Origin of the sequence: Variovorax sp. J2L1-78 (assembly GCF_030317205.1) — a bacterium.
In the GTDB taxonomy this organism is placed as follows: Bacteria; Pseudomonadota; Gammaproteobacteria; order Burkholderiales; family Burkholderiaceae_C; genus Variovorax; species Variovorax arabinosiphilus.
Map to the genome: position 1 here is coordinate 47,432 of NZ_JASZYB010000005.1, position 14,380 is coordinate 61,811.

Annotated in this window: 14 protein-coding genes; 11 read left to right on the forward strand and 3 right to left on the reverse strand. The window is 67.4% G+C overall.

All coding sequences use genetic code 11. The features are described from left to right. The first annotated feature begins 43 nt into the window (after nucleotides 1–43). A complete protein-coding gene (locus QTH86_RS26525) occupies nucleotides 44–994 on the forward strand; it encodes a Bug family tripartite tricarboxylate transporter substrate binding protein (protein WP_286644235.1) in 951 nt (316 codons plus the stop codon). 51 nt (nucleotides 995–1,045) lie between these two features. Here QTH86_RS26525 and QTH86_RS26530 read toward each other — a convergent pair whose 3' ends face one another. Further along, nucleotides 1,046–1,729 carry a GntR family transcriptional regulator gene (locus QTH86_RS26530; protein WP_286644234.1) on the reverse strand — a complete coding sequence of 228 codons (684 nt, stop codon included), beginning with the start codon at nucleotides 1,727–1,729 and terminating at the stop codon, nucleotides 1,046–1,048. 234 nt (nucleotides 1,730–1,963) lie between these two features. On the opposite strand from QTH86_RS26530, the gene QTH86_RS26535 reads away from it, so the two are divergent. Beyond that, nucleotides 1,964–3,184, forward strand: a complete 1,221-nt coding sequence (locus tag QTH86_RS26535) for an MFS transporter (RefSeq protein WP_286644233.1) — start codon at nucleotides 1,964–1,966, stop codon at nucleotides 3,182–3,184. 9 nt (nucleotides 3,185–3,193) lie between these two features. Here the strand turns inward: QTH86_RS26535 and QTH86_RS26540 are convergent, their stop codons facing one another. Beyond that, complete coding sequence (locus QTH86_RS26540; protein ID WP_286644232.1) at nucleotides 3,194–3,865, reverse strand: hypothetical protein; 672 nt, start codon at nucleotides 3,863–3,865, stop codon at nucleotides 3,194–3,196. 116 nt (nucleotides 3,866–3,981) lie between these two features. On the opposite strand from QTH86_RS26540, the gene QTH86_RS26545 reads away from it, so the two are divergent. Next, a complete protein-coding gene (locus QTH86_RS26545; RefSeq protein ID WP_286644231.1) occupies nucleotides 3,982–4,827 on the forward strand; it encodes a PA4780 family RIO1-like protein kinase in 846 nt (281 codons plus the stop codon). 121 nt (nucleotides 4,828–4,948) lie between these two features. Beyond that, entirely contained in the window at nucleotides 4,949–5,242 is a 294-nt protein-coding gene (locus QTH86_RS26550; RefSeq protein ID WP_286644230.1) for a hypothetical protein, read from the forward strand. Between the two features lie 7 nt (nucleotides 5,243–5,249). Here QTH86_RS26550 and QTH86_RS26555 read toward each other — a convergent pair whose 3' ends face one another. Then, entirely contained in the window at nucleotides 5,250–6,275 is a 1,026-nt protein-coding gene (locus tag QTH86_RS26555; RefSeq protein WP_286644229.1) for an AraC family transcriptional regulator, read from the reverse strand. A 139-nt stretch (nucleotides 6,276–6,414) separates the two neighbouring features. Here QTH86_RS26555 and QTH86_RS26560 point away from each other — a divergent pair, with 139 nt between their 5' ends. The 7 genes from QTH86_RS26560 (at nucleotide 6,415) to QTH86_RS26590 (ending at nucleotide 14,288) form a co-directional block, all read left to right on the forward strand. Then, entirely contained in the window at nucleotides 6,415–7,596 is a 1,182-nt protein-coding gene (locus tag QTH86_RS26560) for an isovaleryl-CoA dehydrogenase (protein WP_286644228.1), read from the forward strand. 9 nt (nucleotides 7,597–7,605) lie between these two features. Beyond that, nucleotides 7,606–9,270 carry an AMP-binding protein gene (locus tag QTH86_RS26565; RefSeq protein WP_286644227.1) on the forward strand — a complete coding sequence of 555 codons (1,665 nt, stop codon included), beginning with the start codon at nucleotides 7,606–7,608 and terminating at the stop codon, nucleotides 9,268–9,270. Next, the gene (locus QTH86_RS26570; RefSeq protein ID WP_286644226.1) at nucleotides 9,267–10,889 is read left to right on the forward strand and encodes a carboxyl transferase domain-containing protein; all 1,623 of its coding nucleotides are present in this window, start codon (nucleotides 9,267–9,269) and stop codon (nucleotides 10,887–10,889) included. The genes QTH86_RS26565 and QTH86_RS26570 overlap by 4 nt, the downstream gene beginning before the upstream one ends. A 6-nt stretch (nucleotides 10,890–10,895) precedes the next feature. After that, nucleotides 10,896–11,408 (forward strand): DinB family protein, encoded by a 513-nt coding sequence (locus QTH86_RS26575; RefSeq protein WP_286644225.1) that lies wholly within the window; start codon nucleotides 10,896–10,898, stop codon nucleotides 11,406–11,408. A gap of 251 nt (nucleotides 11,409–11,659) precedes the next feature. After that, complete coding sequence (locus QTH86_RS26580) at nucleotides 11,660–12,820, forward strand: dienelactone hydrolase family protein (protein ID WP_286644224.1); 1,161 nt, start codon at nucleotides 11,660–11,662, stop codon at nucleotides 12,818–12,820. A 2-nt stretch (nucleotides 12,821–12,822) separates the two neighbouring features. Then, on the forward strand, nucleotides 12,823–13,611 hold the full coding sequence (locus QTH86_RS26585) for an enoyl-CoA hydratase/isomerase family protein (protein WP_286644223.1): 789 nt from the start codon (nucleotides 12,823–12,825) through the stop codon (nucleotides 13,609–13,611). 2 nt (nucleotides 13,612–13,613) lie between these two features. After that, the gene (locus QTH86_RS26590; RefSeq protein WP_286644222.1) at nucleotides 13,614–14,288 is read left to right on the forward strand and encodes a DUF4126 domain-containing protein; all 675 of its coding nucleotides are present in this window, start codon (nucleotides 13,614–13,616) and stop codon (nucleotides 14,286–14,288) included. Nucleotides 14,289–14,380 lie beyond the last annotated feature (92 nt).

Here is a 14,380-nt window from a genome sequence, read left to right on the forward strand (position 1 = left end):
CGAGGAAATTCGTATGAAGTTGCGTTGTGTTCTGGCGTCCGTGATGGCCCTTTTTTGCGTGCCGGCCATTTCGCAGGATGCCAATTGGCCAAGCCAGCCCATTTCCTTCGTCAGCGGCTTTCCGGGCGGCGCCGCGACCGATATCTATGCGCGCAAACTCGGCAGTGAGTTGACGCCGATCCTGAACACGTCGTTCATTTCCGATAACCGGACGGGCGCCGGCGGGAATATCGCGTCGAATATCGTGGCGCAGGCCAAGCCCGACGGCTATACCTTTCTGCTGGGAACGGCGGGCACGCACGCCATCAATCCGGCGCTCTACAAGAAATTGCCTTTCGACCCGGTCAAGGATTTCACGCACATCGCGCTGCTCGGCAATTTGCCCAACGTGCTGCTGGTGAATCCGGAAAAGCACCCGGACATCAAGACCTGCAAGGACCTGCTGGCGCTGGCCAAGAAGAAGCCCGGCGAACTGAACTACGCGTCGACCGGCAACGGCGCTTCGGGGCACCTGGCAGCCGTGCAGTTCGGCGGGGCATCACAGACCCGCTACACCCACGTGCCTTACCGCGGCCAGGGTCCAGCCATGACGGCGCTGCTGTCGGGCGAGGTCGACTTCTTCTTCAACCAGAGTTCGCCGAGCATCCCGGTGGTCCAATCGGGCAAGGCGCGCGCGCTGGCCGTCACCTCATCGCAGCGCATCGCCGCGCTGCCGAACGTGCCGACTGCGGCCGAGGCCTGCGACCTCGCGGGTTTCGAGAGCACGACCTGGTACGGCCTCTTCGGCCCGGCCGCCTTGCCGGCGACTATCCAGACCAAGATGTCGCAGGCCGTGCTCAAGACCATCCAGACTGACAGCTTCCGCGCGTGGCTCGTTAGCCAGGGCATCGCGCCGATCGAGGACGGCTCGCCGGCCGCCTTCAAGAAGGTGCACGAGGCGGACCTGGTGCGCTGGGCGAAGATCGTGAAGGAGTCGGGCGCGCAGGTGGACTGACGCGCATCGATGGGGTGGGGCGATCCGCTGCCGGCCCGCGTCGGCGCCGCTTCAGGCGACCGGCGCGGTGCTCATGTAGATCTGGGCGTAGCCTTCCTTGAGGGCTGACGAGATCTGGTCGAGGCGACGGTTGATGTGCTTGCTCAGGATCGGAATGCACCGATCCGGGTCGCGCGCCTTCAGCCCCAGCAGGATGTCGCGGTGGTCCTTCTGGCTCAGGGTGCGGTCGCAGCGCTCCATGTCGATCCAGCGCACGAAGCGGATCCGGGCGTTGACGTTGGCCAGCACGCGCATCATTTCGGCATTGCCGGACATCTGCATCAGGCGCTCGTGGAAGGTTTCGTCCAAGCGGACCAGTTCGTCGACGGTACGGTCGCCGGGCTCGGGGCCGGTGCTGTCAAGAAAGGCGAGGAGCGCGTCTATGTCCTCGTCTTTCGCGCGATCGATGGAAATTCGCAGCGCTTCGACTTCGATCACCTTTCGCAATTCGTACAGCGAAAAGACTTCCTGCACGTCGAGGTTGCGGCAATAGAAGCCCTTGCCGGAAACGAATTGCAAAAGCCCTTCGGTATAAAGCCGCGTCAATGCTTCGCGCAATGGCGTCCGGCTCACGCCGAGCGAGCGCGCGAGCGTACCTTCATTCAGGCGCTCACCCGGCTTGAAGCTGTAGTCGATGCTCATCAGCTTCAATTTCTCGTAAACCTGTTCGACGATGCTGTCGGATGTCTCTGTCACCGGGTGCCTCTGGTTCGCGGCGCGGATGGGCCGAAGTGTGTGGGACGTAAGTATACCAGCCTAAGTGCAGGTGTGTATATTGAAATATAATTCACAAATCTAGGCCGAAATAATATTCAATTGAAAATCGGAATTGATTTATTGAAATAAATCGTGCACGTGAATTTTCATGTCCGCAAATGGCCAGCCAAGACGCGATGGCGCACCGATGATCGAACCTTTCCCGCACACCGCATGATCGCCCCTCTTCCCCGTACCTTCGCGGCCCTCACCGCCGCCAACCTGGCCGCGCAGTCGGCTGAGCAACTGAGCCTGGCGGCCGTGCCGCTCGTCGCCGTACTGCTGCTCGGCGCCGGGCCCGGCGAGATCGGGCTGCTCGCGGCGCTGCAGACCCTGCCCTTCCTGCTGCTGTCGCTGCCGCTCGGCTGGATGGCCGACCGCTTGCCGCGGCGGCGGCTCATGGTGGGGGCGGAGCTGCTGCGCGCGGCCTCGCTGCTGGGGCTGCTCGCGGCGGTGGCGACGGGCCGGCTGTCGATCGGCGGGCTCGCGGTGCTGGGTTTCATCGGCGCGGTGGGCACGGTGGCCTTCAGCGTCGCGGCGCCCGCTCTCGTGCCTGCGCTGGTGCCGCGCGCCGCTTTGGCGCAAGCCAACGGGCGGCTGGAGCTCGCCCGCAGCGCGGCCTACGCCGGCGGGCCGGCGATCGGTGGCGCGCTGGTGGCGTGGGCCGGTGCGTCGGCCGCCTTCGTGCTGGCGACGGTGCTGTCGATCGCAGCCATCGCGCTGTTGTGGCGGCTGGTCGAGCCGCCGATGGTGCCGCGCGCGCCGCGTCACCCGTTGCGCGAGGTGCAGGACGGCGCGGCCTTCGTCTGGCACAACCCGATGCTGCGGCCCATGCTGTTGACCGCCGTCGCCTGGAATATCGCGTGGTTCGTGCTGCAGTCTGCCTACGTGCCGTATGCAATCCGCGTGCTCGGCCTGGGCGCCGGCGTGGTCGGCGTCACGTTGGGCGCGTTCGGCGCGGGCATGGTGGTGGGCGCGCTGTTGGCGCCGCGCCTCGTGCGCGCCATGCCCTTCGGCCGTGCGATCCAGCTGGGGCCGGTGGTGTCGGTGGCTGCGGCTGCGGCCATGGTCGCCACCTTGTTCGTGCCGAGTGCCTGGGTCGCGGGGCTGTCCTTCTTCCTCTTCGGCGCGGGGCCGATCGTGTGGACCATCACGTCGACCACGCTGCGCCAGAGCCTCACGCCCGGCGCGATGCTCGGACGCGTGGGCGCACTGTTTCTCACGGTGAACGCGGGTGCTCGGCCGGTGGGAGCCGCGCTGGGCGGACTGGTCGGCGCGCGCTGGGGCGAGGCCGCCTGCCTGTGGCTGGCGCTCGCGGGCTTCGTGCTGCAGGCGCTGCTGATCGTGCGATCACAGGTCGGCAGCCTGCAGCGGCTGCCCGACGCCGTCGCCTGAAGGTGTCGATCAGTTCTGCGCGAAGCAGTAGAGCAAGCCGCCGCCGCCCGTCTTCTTGAGCGCGTCGAGGCTGCAGCCTTGCGTGGGATGCGACGAGTTCCACGACTTCGACGGTGCATCGTCGCGCAGGCCCATGCGGTCGTGGTGGCCGACCAGCGCGGAGCCGTCGCCGCTCTTCGTCCAGTTGCCGCAGGTGTTGTCCTTGCCGTCGTTCACCGCGCGGCCGTCGGGCGACGAGCCGGTGAGCATGTCGTGCAGGTTGACCGGGTCGCCGCGGCCACTGATGGTGCTGCCCCGTTCGGTCAGCGCGGTCTGTTTGGTCAGGTTGTTGGTGTCGCTGTGCAGGTTGGCCACGCTGGTGGCGATCACATCGCCCTTGAGGTTGCGCCACGGGCCGCTGCCGATGCGGTCGCGCGCGTCGACCGACGGGCTGCCGGGCGTGGCGCTGGCGCTCAGGTAGGCGCGCCAGGTGCGGCTGCCTGCGCCTGCGCTCGCGGCCAGCGACTGGCAGTAGCGGTCCGCGCCGGCCAGGCCGCCGAAGTCCGCGCCCTTGCCCGGGTTGGTGCTGGTCACGAAGAAGCTCATGCCCGCCTGTGGCGTCGACGGGCCCATGGCGCCGCACGCGGCCAACAGGGCCGCGGCTGCTGCGGAGAGGGCGACGAAGGATGAACGACGGATCATGGCGAGGCTCCTGAGCAAGTGGGGAGGGCAGGGACGGGACGAAATCGGCTGGACGGTACGCGTGGCCAAGGGGCATGGCAATGAGGGGTGACCCGGCCACAGCGCAGAATGCGCCGATGAAAGCCCCTCCCCGTTTGCAGTCGCTCGTCGACGAAGGCCTGATCGACACCGTGGTGCGCCAGCTCATGAGCGGCAAGGAGGCGATGGTCTACGTGGTGCGGTGTGGCGACGACACGCGCTGCGCCAAGATCTACAAGGAAGCGACCAACCGCAGCTTCCGCCAGGCCGTCGACTACACCGAGAACCGCAAGGTCAAGAACACACGCCTGCAGCGCGCCATGGCCAAGGGCACGAAGTTCGGCCGGCAGGCCACCGAGGCTGCGTGGCAGAGCGCCGAGGTCGACGCGCTCTACCGTCTGGCCGCGGCCGGCGTGCGCGTGCCGGTGCCCTACAACTTCTGCGACGGTGTGCTGCTGATGGAACTGGTGACCGATGCCGAGGGCGATGCGGCGCCGCGGCTCAACGACGTGATCTTCAGTCAGGAGGACGCGCTTCGCCACCATGCGACGCTGCTCAGGGAGGTGGTCCGCATGCTGTGCGCGGGCGTCGTGCACGGCGACCTCTCCGAATTCAACGTGCTGCTCGCGGCCGACGGCCCGGTGATCATCGACCTGCCGCAGGCCGTGGACGCTGCCGGCAACAACCACGCCAAGCGCATGCTGCTGCGCGACGTGGAGAACCTGAAGGTCTTCTTCGGCCAGTTCGCGCCCGAACTGCTGCAGACCCGCTACGGCGAGGAGATGTGGAACCTCTACGAACGCGGCGAACTCGACACCGCCACGGCACTGACGGGGCAGTTCGTTCGGGCCACCGGTCCGGTGGACGTGGGCGGCGTGCTGCGCGAAGTGGACGATGCACGGGCCGAAGAGTCGGCGCGCCGTGTGCGCATGGCCGGCGGCTGATTCGCCCTCGTGCCGGCGCGTTGCACCTGTTCATCAGAATTCGTCGCAGCCTTACGTGGCGTTCACATCGGGCCTTCAACATGAAGGCTCCTGAACACAACGCCTCGAAGGAGTTGCCATGATGAAGAAGATGTCCCTTGCCCTCGGCACCGCCGCACTTCTGGCACTGGCCGCATTGAGTGCGCCGGCCCAGGCCCAGCCCTATGACCATCGCCCGGACTACCGGCCGCGCGTGGTGGTGGTCCCGCCGCCGCCGCGCCATATGGTGCGCCCCGGCTACGACCATCGCTATGACCACCGCTACGACCATCGCCGCTACGACCGCCATGGTCCCCGCGGAGGCTGGCGCGACAACGACCGCGACGGCGTGCCCAACCGCTACGACCGCCGCCCGAACAACCCCTACCGCCACTGATCAGCGTTCAACGACCTTCGCGCCGGAACTCGCCGGGGGTCGTGCCGGTCCATTCGCGGAACGCGCGTGAAAAGCTCTTCTCATTGCGAAAGCCCACGGCCAGCGCGACCTGCTTGATCGGACGGCTCGTGCGCCGCAGCAGGTCGGCGGCCTGCGCCTGGCGCACCTCGTCCTTCAGGGCCTGCAGCGGCACGCCTTCTTCCTGCAGTTGCCGATGCAGCGTGCGGCTCGACATGTGGAGCAGCGCGGCGATGGCATCGGCCGTGGCGGCTTCCGCCGGGCGCAGGCGCAGCAGCTCGCGCACCCGTTCGCCCAGCAACCGGTCGCGCCGGTACTGCAGCACCGTCAGCGGCAGGGCGCGCTTGAGCATGGTGCGCAGCGCGGGCTCGTCGCGCTGTAGCGGCAGGTGCAGGTAGCGTTCGTCGAAGCTGTAGCTGGCGCACCGGGCACCGAAGTGCAGCTCGCCGGTGAACATCAGCGGATAGGCGTCGCGGTGCGGTGGCGGCGCAAACGGAAAGTCCGCGCTGCGCAGCGAGATGCGCGAGTCGATCGCCCAGCAGGCGTAGCCGTGCAAAAAGCGCAGGCTCGACACCAGGCAGAACTCGCGGAAGGCGCCCAGGTCGCGCTGTTCGGTGATCGACACCGTGGCCACGCCACTCGCCACTTGCAGGTCGAGCACGATGTCGTCGGTCAGCAGGCGGTGGTGCCGGCACCAGCGCTTGATGGCCACGCCCAGGTCGGGCGCGGTGAGCGACGCGCGGCACAGCATGCCGTAGCTGCCCCAGGGCAGGCGGCGCGTGAACCAGCCGAGCGCTTCGTCGTCGAGCTCCTGCATCGCGTGCGCATTGAGTGCCTCGAACTGCAGGGCGGTCACGCGCGCGTTCGCCTTGCCGACTTCGCGCGGCGCGATCTGTGCCGCGCGCAGCGCCTTCGACGGGTCCATGCCGTAGCGTGCGTAGCCCTGCACGATCGCTCGCACGAAAGCCATCGGCGTGGCGGCGCGGCCGGGCTTGAGGAAGGCGGGGGCGGTCATGGCGAATGGGCGTACGGCTGGCGCAATTTGCAACCATTGTGGCCGCAAATGCGCCGGGGGCGGGCGTAAGCTGCGGCTTTTGCGCGCGTTGCCGCCTTATGGCGCATTGCGCGACGCCCCCTCAGAGGAGACAACGCCCATGCCCGCACCGAGCCTTCCCGGCCTGAACTTCGATCTCGGCGACACCGTCGATTCCCTGCGCGAGGCGATCGACGACTTCGCGCACCACGAGATCACGCCGCGCGCCGCCGCCATCGACAGCGACAACCTGTTCCCGCACGACCTGTGGAAGAAGCTCGGCGACCTCGGCCTGCACGGCATGACGGTCAAGGAAGAGTACGGCGGCACCGAACTCGGCTACCTCGCGCACATCGTCGCGATGGAAGAGGTGTCCCGCGCATCGGCCTCGGTCGGCCTCTCGTACGGCGCGCATTCCAACCTGTGCGTGAACCAGATCCACCGCAACGGCAGCGAAGCGCAGAAGAAGAAATATCTGCCCAAGCTGGTGAGCGGCGAGCACGTCGGCGCCCTGGCCATGAGCGAGCCCAACGCCGGCTCCGACGTCGTCAGCATGAAGCTGCGCGCCGAGAAGAAGGGCGACCGCTACGTGCTCAACGGCGGCAAGATGTGGATCACCAACGGCGGCGATGCCGACACGCTGGTCATCTACGCCAAGACCGAGCCCGAGATGGGCGCACGCGGCATGACGGCCTTCATTGTCGAGAAGGGCTTTGCGGGCTTCAGCGCCGGCACCAAGCTCGACAAGCTGGGCATGCGCGGCAGCAACACCTACCCGCTCTTCTTCGACAACTGCGAGGTGCCCGAGGAGAACGTGCTGGGCGGCGAAGGCATGGGCGCCAAGGTGCTGATGAGCGGCCTCGACTACGAGCGCGCCGTGCTCTCGGGCGGCCCGCTGGGCATCATGGCGGCCTGCATGGACGCGGTGATCCCCTTCGTGCACGAGCGCAAGCAGTTCGGCCAGAGCATCGGCGAGTTCCAGCTGATGCAGGGCAAGATCGCCGACATGTACTCGACGTGGCAGGCCACGCGTGCCTACGTCTACGCCGTGGGCAAGGCCTGCGACCGCAACGACCACGCACGCACCTTCCGCAAGGACGCCGCCGGCGCCATCCTGTATTCGGCCGAGAAGGCGACCTGGATGGCCGGCGAGGCGATCCAGGCGCTGGGCGGCGTGGGCTACACCAAGGACTTTCCGGTCGAGCGGCTGTGGCGCGACGCCAAGCTGTACGAGATCGGTGCCGGCACCAGCGAGATCCGCCGGATGCTGATCGGCCGCGAGCTCTTCAACGAAACCGCCTGAGGCCGCGCGATGGCAGCGAACCCCAGCTACGCCCAGGGCGCCACCGACATTCCGCTGATCGAGCAGACGCTCGGCGCCTTCTTCGACGACATGGTGGGCAAGCAGCCGGACCATGAGGCGCTGGTGAGCCGCCACGAAGGCCAGCGCTTCACCTACCGTGAACTGCAGGCCGCTGCCAACCGGCTCGCCAGCGCGCTGCTCAAGACTGGCCTGCAATCCGGTGACCGTGTCGGCATCTGGTCGCACAACAACGCGCCATGGATCCTGATGCAGATCGCGACCGCCAAGGTCGGGCTGGTGCTGGTCAACATCAACCCGGCCTACCGCACGTCGGAAGTCGAGTACGCGCTCAACAAGGTCGGCTGCAAGCTGCTCGTGACCATGGCGCAGTTCAAGACGAGCGACTACCTTGGCATGCTGCGCGAGCTGGGCCCGAAGCGGTTGCCGCTGCTGCAGCACACGGTGTGGATCGACAAGGCCGGCGATGCGGATCAGGCCGACATGCTTCGCTTCTCGGAACTGCTCGCGAGCGGCGATCCGGATGACACGCGCGTCGCGGAAGTCGGCGCCACGCTGAAGGCGACGGACCCGATCAACATCCAGTTCACCAGCGGCACCACCGGCTTCCCCAAGGGTGCGACGCTGACGCACCGCAACATCCTGAACAACGGCTTCTTCGTGGGCAAATGCATGCGCCTCACACCGGCCGACCGGCTCTGCATCCCGGTGCCGATGTACCACTGCTTCGGCATGGTGCTGGGCGTGCTGGCCTGCCTCACGCACGGCAGCACCATCGTGTTCCCGAACGACGGCTTCGATGCATTGAGCGTGCTCGAGACGGTGCAGGCGGAGAAGTGCACGGCGCTGCACGGCGTGCCGACGATGTTCATCGCCGAGCTCGACCATCCGCGCTTCGCCGAGTTCGACCTGTCGGCGCTGCGCACCGGCATCATGGCCGGCACCGCCTGCCCGATCGAGGTGATGAAGCGCGTGGTCGACCGCATGCACCTGGGGGAGATCACCATCGCCTACGGCATGACCGAGACCAGCCCCGTCAGCTGCCAGAGCGCGGCCGACACGCCACTCGACAAGCGCGTGGCCACGGTCGGCAAGGTGCAGCCGCACCTGGAGGTGAAGATCGTCGACCCCGAGACCGGCGCAACCGTGCCGCGCGGCCAGTCGGGCGAGCTCTGCACCCGCGGCTACTCGGTGATGCACGGCTACTGGGACGACGAACCCAAGACGCGCGAGGCGATCGATGCGGAACACTGGATGCACACCGGCGACCTCGCCACCATGGACGACGAGGGCTACGTCAACATCGTCGGCCGCATCAAGGACCTGGTGATCCGCGGCGGCGAGAACATCTACCCGCGCGAGATCGAGGAGTTCCTCTACCGCCACCCGAAGGTGCAGGACGTGCAGGTGGTCGGCCTGCCCGACAAGAAGTACGGCGAGGAGCTGTGCGCGTGGGTCATCGTGAAGCCGGGGCAGACAGCGACGGAAGACGAGATCCGCAATTTCTGCAAGGGCCAGATCGCGCACTACAAGGTGCCGAAGTACATCCAGTTCGTCACCGCCTTCCCGATGACGGTGACCGGCAAGATCCAGAAGTTCAAGATCCGCGACGAGATGAAAGAGCGGCTCGGACTCAACGAAGAAAAGACCGCATGAGCAAGCTCGAAACCAAACTCAACGCCCGCGCTGCGGACTTCCAGGCCAACGCTGCGGCCATGCGTGCCCTGGTCGACGACCTGCACGCGCAGTTCGCCAAGGTCGAGGCCGGCGGCGGTGAAGCGGCACGCGCCAAGCACGTCGCGCGCGGCAAGCTGCTGCCGCGCGACCGCGTGGCCGAGCTGCTCGACCCCGGCACGCCGTTTCTGGAGATCGCGCCGCTGGCGGCGTACGGCATGTACCTCGACGCCAAGGGCGTGGAGTCGGCGCCCGGCGCCGGCCTGATCGCCGGCATCGGCCGCGTGAGCGGCGTCGACTGCATGATCGTCTGCAACGACGCGACGGTGAAGGGCGGCACCTACTACCCGCTGACGGTGAAGAAGCACCTGCGCGCCCAGGAGATCGCCGAGCAGAATCGCCTGCCCTGTATCTACCTGGTCGATTCCGGCGGTGCCAACCTGCCGAACCAGGACGAGGTCTTCCCCGACCGCGACCACTTCGGCCGCATCTTCTACAACCAGGCCAACATGAGTGCCCAGGGCATCGCGCAGGTCGCGGTGGTCATGGGCTCATGCACGGCGGGCGGCGCGTACGTGCCGGCGATGAGCGACGAGTCGATCATCGTGAAGAACCAGGGCACCATCTTCCTGGGCGGCCCGCCGCTGGTGAAGGCGGCGACCGGCGAGGTCGTGACGGCCGAGGACCTGGGCGGTGGCGACGTGCACACGCGCCTGTCGGGCGTGGCCGACCACCTGGCGCAGAACGACCTGCATGCGCTCTCGCTGGCGCGCTCGGCCATCGCCAACATCAACCGCAAGGACGCGACCGAGGCGCCGCATCCCGACGTGCGCGCACCGGAGTTCCCGCGCGAGGAGCTGTACGGCGTGATCCCGACCGACACGCGCAAGCCCTTTGACGTGCGCGAGATCATCGCGCGCATCGTCGACGGCAGTGAGTTCCACGAGTTCAAGGCGCGCTTCGGCGCCACGCTGGTCTGCGGCTTCGCCGAGATCGAGGGCATGCCCGTCGGCATCGTCGCCAACAACGGCATCCTGTTCTCCGAATCGGCGCAGAAGGGCGCGCACTTCATCGAGCTGTGCTGCCAGCGCAAGATCCCGCTGGTGTTCCTGCAGAACATCACCGGCTTCATGGTGGGCCGCAAGTACGAGAACGAAGGCATCGCGCGCCACGGCGCCAAGATGGTGACCGCGGTGGCCACGGCCAACGTGCCGAAGTTCACCATCATCATCGGCGGCAGCTTCGGCGCCGGCAACTACGGCATGTGCGGCCGCGCTTACAGCCCCCGCTTCCTCTGGATGTGGCCCAACGCGCGCATCAGCGTGATGGGCGGCGAGCAGGCCGCCAGCGTGTTGGCCACCGTCAAGCGCGACGGCATCGAGGGCAAGGGCGGCAGTTGGAGCAAGGAGGAGGAAGAGGCCTTCAAGGCCCCCATCCGCCAGCAGTACGAAGACCAGGGCCATCCGTACTACGCGACCGCGCGGCTGTGGGACGACGGGATCATCGATCCGGCGGACACACGGCGTGTGCTGGCGCTGGGGCTGGCGGCGTCGCGCAACGCGCCGGTGCCCGAGCCGAAGTTCGGCATCTTCCGGATGTAGCCTGCGATGCAGATCGCCGACTACTTCATCCGGCTCGCGCGCTACCACGCGTGGGCGACGCACAAGCTGCTGACCGATCTCACAGCCCTGAGCGACGATGAGTGGCATCGGGACATGCGCCTGTTCTTCGGGTCGGTGCACCGCACGGTCAACCACCTGCTTGTGGCCGACACGATCTGGTACGCGCGCTTTGCGGAAAACACCTCGCGGCGCATCGCGCTCGATGCCGAGCTTCACGCCTCGCGTGCGGAGCTCTGCGCCGCGCTCGCGGCTGCGGTGAACCGTTGGGCACCTTGGGTCGAGGCGATGGATGCCTCACGACTGGACGGCGACTTGGTCTACACCCGCACCGACGGCGAGGCCGCGCGCATTCCTTTCGCGCCGGCCCTCGGCCACATTTTCAACCATGCGACCCATCACCGCGGCCAGATCACGGCGGGGGTGACCGCGATGGGCCATGGCGGGCCGTCGCTCGACTGGGCCAGTCTTCTGCAGATCGAAGCGAGATCACCGACATGACGAGGCGTGATCACGCCGACGGCGTACCAGGAGTGATCGATGGCGGCACACCCCCGGCGCATTCACGTGCGCAGGTATCGGGTGCTCCCCGCAGCGAAATCAAGGAAGAGCCGAAGGCGGGGACATTCGCGGACTTGAGTGCCCGGTGGCCTGTGCGCGCACCCCAACACAGCCGCCCCGAGCACAACGCATGACCGCGCGCCATGCAACGCTGTCCAAACCGACGTTCACCATCTTCCGCAGGTGACCCCATGACGCGCGTTCAGCTCCTTTCTTCGCGCACGCGCCGTCGTGCCGCGGCCGCCCTCGCCGCCGCTCTGTTGATGGCGGTGACGCAGGCGTTCAGTGCGGCGCCGCTGCCGGAATCGGTCGTGATGGTGCCGAAGAAATCGGGGCTGTTCACCACCGAACTGGAAACCACGCTCTACCTTCCGGAAGGAGACGGACCCTTCCCGATTGTCGTGATCAACCACGGCAAGGCGAACGGCGACCCGAAGTTCCAGGCGCGCTACCGACCCGGTGGCCCCGCCCGCTTCTTTCTGGCGCGCGGCTATGCCGTGGTGGTGCCGATGCGCCAGGGTTTCTCGAAGTCGAGCGGCAGCTACATCGGGGGTGGCTGCAACGTGGAAAGCAACGGGCGCGAGCAGGCCGGCGACGTCGCGGCCGTGCTTGACTACGTGACGGCACAGCCCTGGGCCGACAAGGCGCGCATCGTCGTCGCGGGTCAGTCGCACGGTGGCTGGACCACGCTGGCCTTCGGCACGCTAGGCTATCCCGGCGTGAAGGGCCTGATCGACTTCGCCGGTGGCTTGCGGCAGGAGCAATGCGTTGGCTGGCAGCAGGGCTTGATTGGCGCTGCCGGCAACTACGGCAAGGAAACGCGTACGCCATCGCTCTGGTTCTACGGCGACAACGATAGCTACTTCCCGCCCTTCGCCTGGAAGGGCATGCACGACGGCTACGTGGCCGGCGGCGCATCGGCGAAGCTGGTGGCCTTCGGCAATTTCGGCAGCGATGCGCACACGATGTTCGGCGCGGCCGACGGCGCCCGCATCTGGCAACCGGTGGTCGCCGAGTTCCTGCGCGAGATCGGCATGCCAGACCAACCGTTGCCTGCGTTCGCGCGCTATGTCGCGGCGCCCGCCACCACCGCGCCGCCGGCCACTGACTTCGCCGCCATCGATGCGGTCGACCGCGTGCCCGACCAGAGTGCGGCTTCGCTGGCCGGCTACCGCGTGTTCCTCGGCAAGACATTCCCACGCGCCTTCGCCATCAATGCCCAAGGGGGGTGGGGCTCGGCCTGGGGCGGCGATGATCCGCTCGCGCGCGCGCTCGAGAACTGCGCCAAGAAGGCCGCGTCGGGCGCGTGCCAGCTCTATGCCGTCGACGACAAGATCGTCTGGAAACCTTGAACATGACTGACTTCACCAAGCTAAAACTCTCCATCGATGGCGCGATCGCCCGCATCTGGCTCGACCAGCCCGATACGCGCAACGCCTTCGACGACACCGTCATTGCCGAACTGACACAGGCCTTCCTGGAAGCCGGCAATGCAACGCAGGTCAAGGCCATCGTGCTCGGCGCCAATGGCCCCGCCTTCTGCGCCGGCGCCAACCTGAACTGGATGCGCCGCATGGCCGACTACACGCGCGACGAGAACATCGCCGACGCGGGCAAGCTGGCCGACATGCTGCGCACGATCGCCGAGTGCCCCAAGCCGACCATCGCGCGCGTGCAAGGCGACGTGTATGCCGGTGGCATGGGCCTGGTGGCGGCGTGCGACATGGCGGTGAGCGTCGACACCGCGGGGTACTGCCTGAGCGAAGTGAAGATCGGCCTCATCCCCGCGACCATCAGCCCCTACGTGATCCGTGCGATGGGCGCGCGTGCATCGCAGCGCTACTTCCTGACGGCCGAGCGCTTCACCGCGGCCGAGGCACACCGTATCGGCTTCGTGCACGAGGTGGTCGCGGCCGATGCGCTCGATGCCAAGGTCGACGAACTGCTCAAGGCGCTGACCGGTGCCAGCCCCGCCGCCGTGCGCGCCTGCAAGACCTTGTTGGCCGACGTCACCGGCCGCGCCATCGACGACGCGCTGATCGCGAAGACCGTCGACGGCATCGCCGACATCCGCGCCAGCGACGAAGGCCGCGAAGGCGTGCAAGCCTTCCTGCAGAAGCGCAAGCCCGCCTGGTTGGGATGACCATGCCCGAACTCGACATGCCCCAACTGCTCGCGCTGGCGGCCGCGCTTGGCTGGGCCAGCGGCGTGCGCCTCTACCTCGTCGTGCTGCTGACGGGGCTGGCCGGCTACTTCGGCTGGGTGCCCCTGCCCAGCGGCCTGCATCTGCTGGCCCATCCGGTGGTGCTGGTGGCGAGCGGCTTCATGGTGTTCGTCGAGTTCTTCGCCGACAAGATTCCCGGCCTGGATTCGCTCTGGGACATGGTGCACACCGTCATCCGCATTCCGGCCGGTGCCGCGCTCGCGGCCGGCGTGTTCGGCGGCGACCATGCGGTGATGGCGCTGGTCGCCGCGCTGCTGGGCGGCGGCTTCGCGGCCACGGCGCATGCGGCCAAGGCGACGACGCGCGCGGCCATCAACACCTCGCCCGAGCCCTTCTCCAACGTCGGCGCGTCGCTGGTCGAAGACAGCATGGTGCCGGCGGGGCTGTGGCTCGCGGTCGCACACCCGCTGGTGTTCGTCGTGCTCTTCGTGCTGGTGCTGATCCTCAGCGTCTGGCTCATCCGCAAGAGCTGGCGCTTCCTGCGCGGGCTCGTGAATCGCGTCACGCGCATCTTCAGCGGCCAGCCCGACCCGGGTGTCACGTCCGCCTTCCAGTTCAAGCGAAAAGAAATACCCGGAGACCCACCGAATGTTTAAGAAGATCCTCATTGCCAACCGCGGTGACCAGCCGCGAAGCGGCGCAGCGGCTCAGCCAAATTGCGTGTCACGCGTAGCGTGTGCAGGCGATT

What these genes read in the sequence shown, in the direction of transcription:
- QTH86_RS26590 (WP_286644222.1), top strand. Translation starts at nt 13,614, where the DNA reads ATGCCCGAACTCGACATGCCCCAACTGCTCGCGCTGGCGGCCGCGCTT.
- QTH86_RS26560 (WP_286644228.1), top strand. Translation starts at nt 6,415, where the DNA reads ATGCCCGCACCGAGCCTTCCCGGCCTGAACTTCGATCTCGGCGACACC.
- QTH86_RS26540 (WP_286644232.1), bottom strand. Translation starts at nt 3,865, where the DNA reads ATGATCCGTCGTTCATCCTTCGTCGCCCTCTCCGCAGCAGCCGCGGCC.
- QTH86_RS26585 (WP_286644223.1), top strand. Translation starts at nt 12,823, where the DNA reads ATGACTGACTTCACCAAGCTAAAACTCTCCATCGATGGCGCGATCGCC.
- QTH86_RS26570 (WP_286644226.1), top strand. Translation starts at nt 9,267, where the DNA reads ATGAGCAAGCTCGAAACCAAACTCAACGCCCGCGCTGCGGACTTCCAG.
- QTH86_RS26555 (WP_286644229.1), bottom strand. Translation starts at nt 6,275, where the DNA reads ATGACCGCCCCCGCCTTCCTCAAGCCCGGCCGCGCCGCCACGCCGATG.
- QTH86_RS26565 (WP_286644227.1), top strand. Translation starts at nt 7,606, where the DNA reads ATGGCAGCGAACCCCAGCTACGCCCAGGGCGCCACCGACATTCCGCTG.
- QTH86_RS26525 (WP_286644235.1), top strand. Translation starts at nt 44, where the DNA reads ATGGCCCTTTTTTGCGTGCCGGCCATTTCGCAGGATGCCAATTGGCCA.
- QTH86_RS26535 (WP_286644233.1), top strand. Translation starts at nt 1,964, where the DNA reads ATGATCGCCCCTCTTCCCCGTACCTTCGCGGCCCTCACCGCCGCCAAC.
- QTH86_RS26550 (WP_286644230.1), top strand. Translation starts at nt 4,949, where the DNA reads ATGAAGAAGATGTCCCTTGCCCTCGGCACCGCCGCACTTCTGGCACTG.
- QTH86_RS26575 (WP_286644225.1), top strand. Translation starts at nt 10,896, where the DNA reads ATGCAGATCGCCGACTACTTCATCCGGCTCGCGCGCTACCACGCGTGG.
- QTH86_RS26545 (WP_286644231.1), top strand. Translation starts at nt 3,982, where the DNA reads ATGAAAGCCCCTCCCCGTTTGCAGTCGCTCGTCGACGAAGGCCTGATC.
- QTH86_RS26580 (WP_286644224.1), top strand. Translation starts at nt 11,660, where the DNA reads ATGACGCGCGTTCAGCTCCTTTCTTCGCGCACGCGCCGTCGTGCCGCG.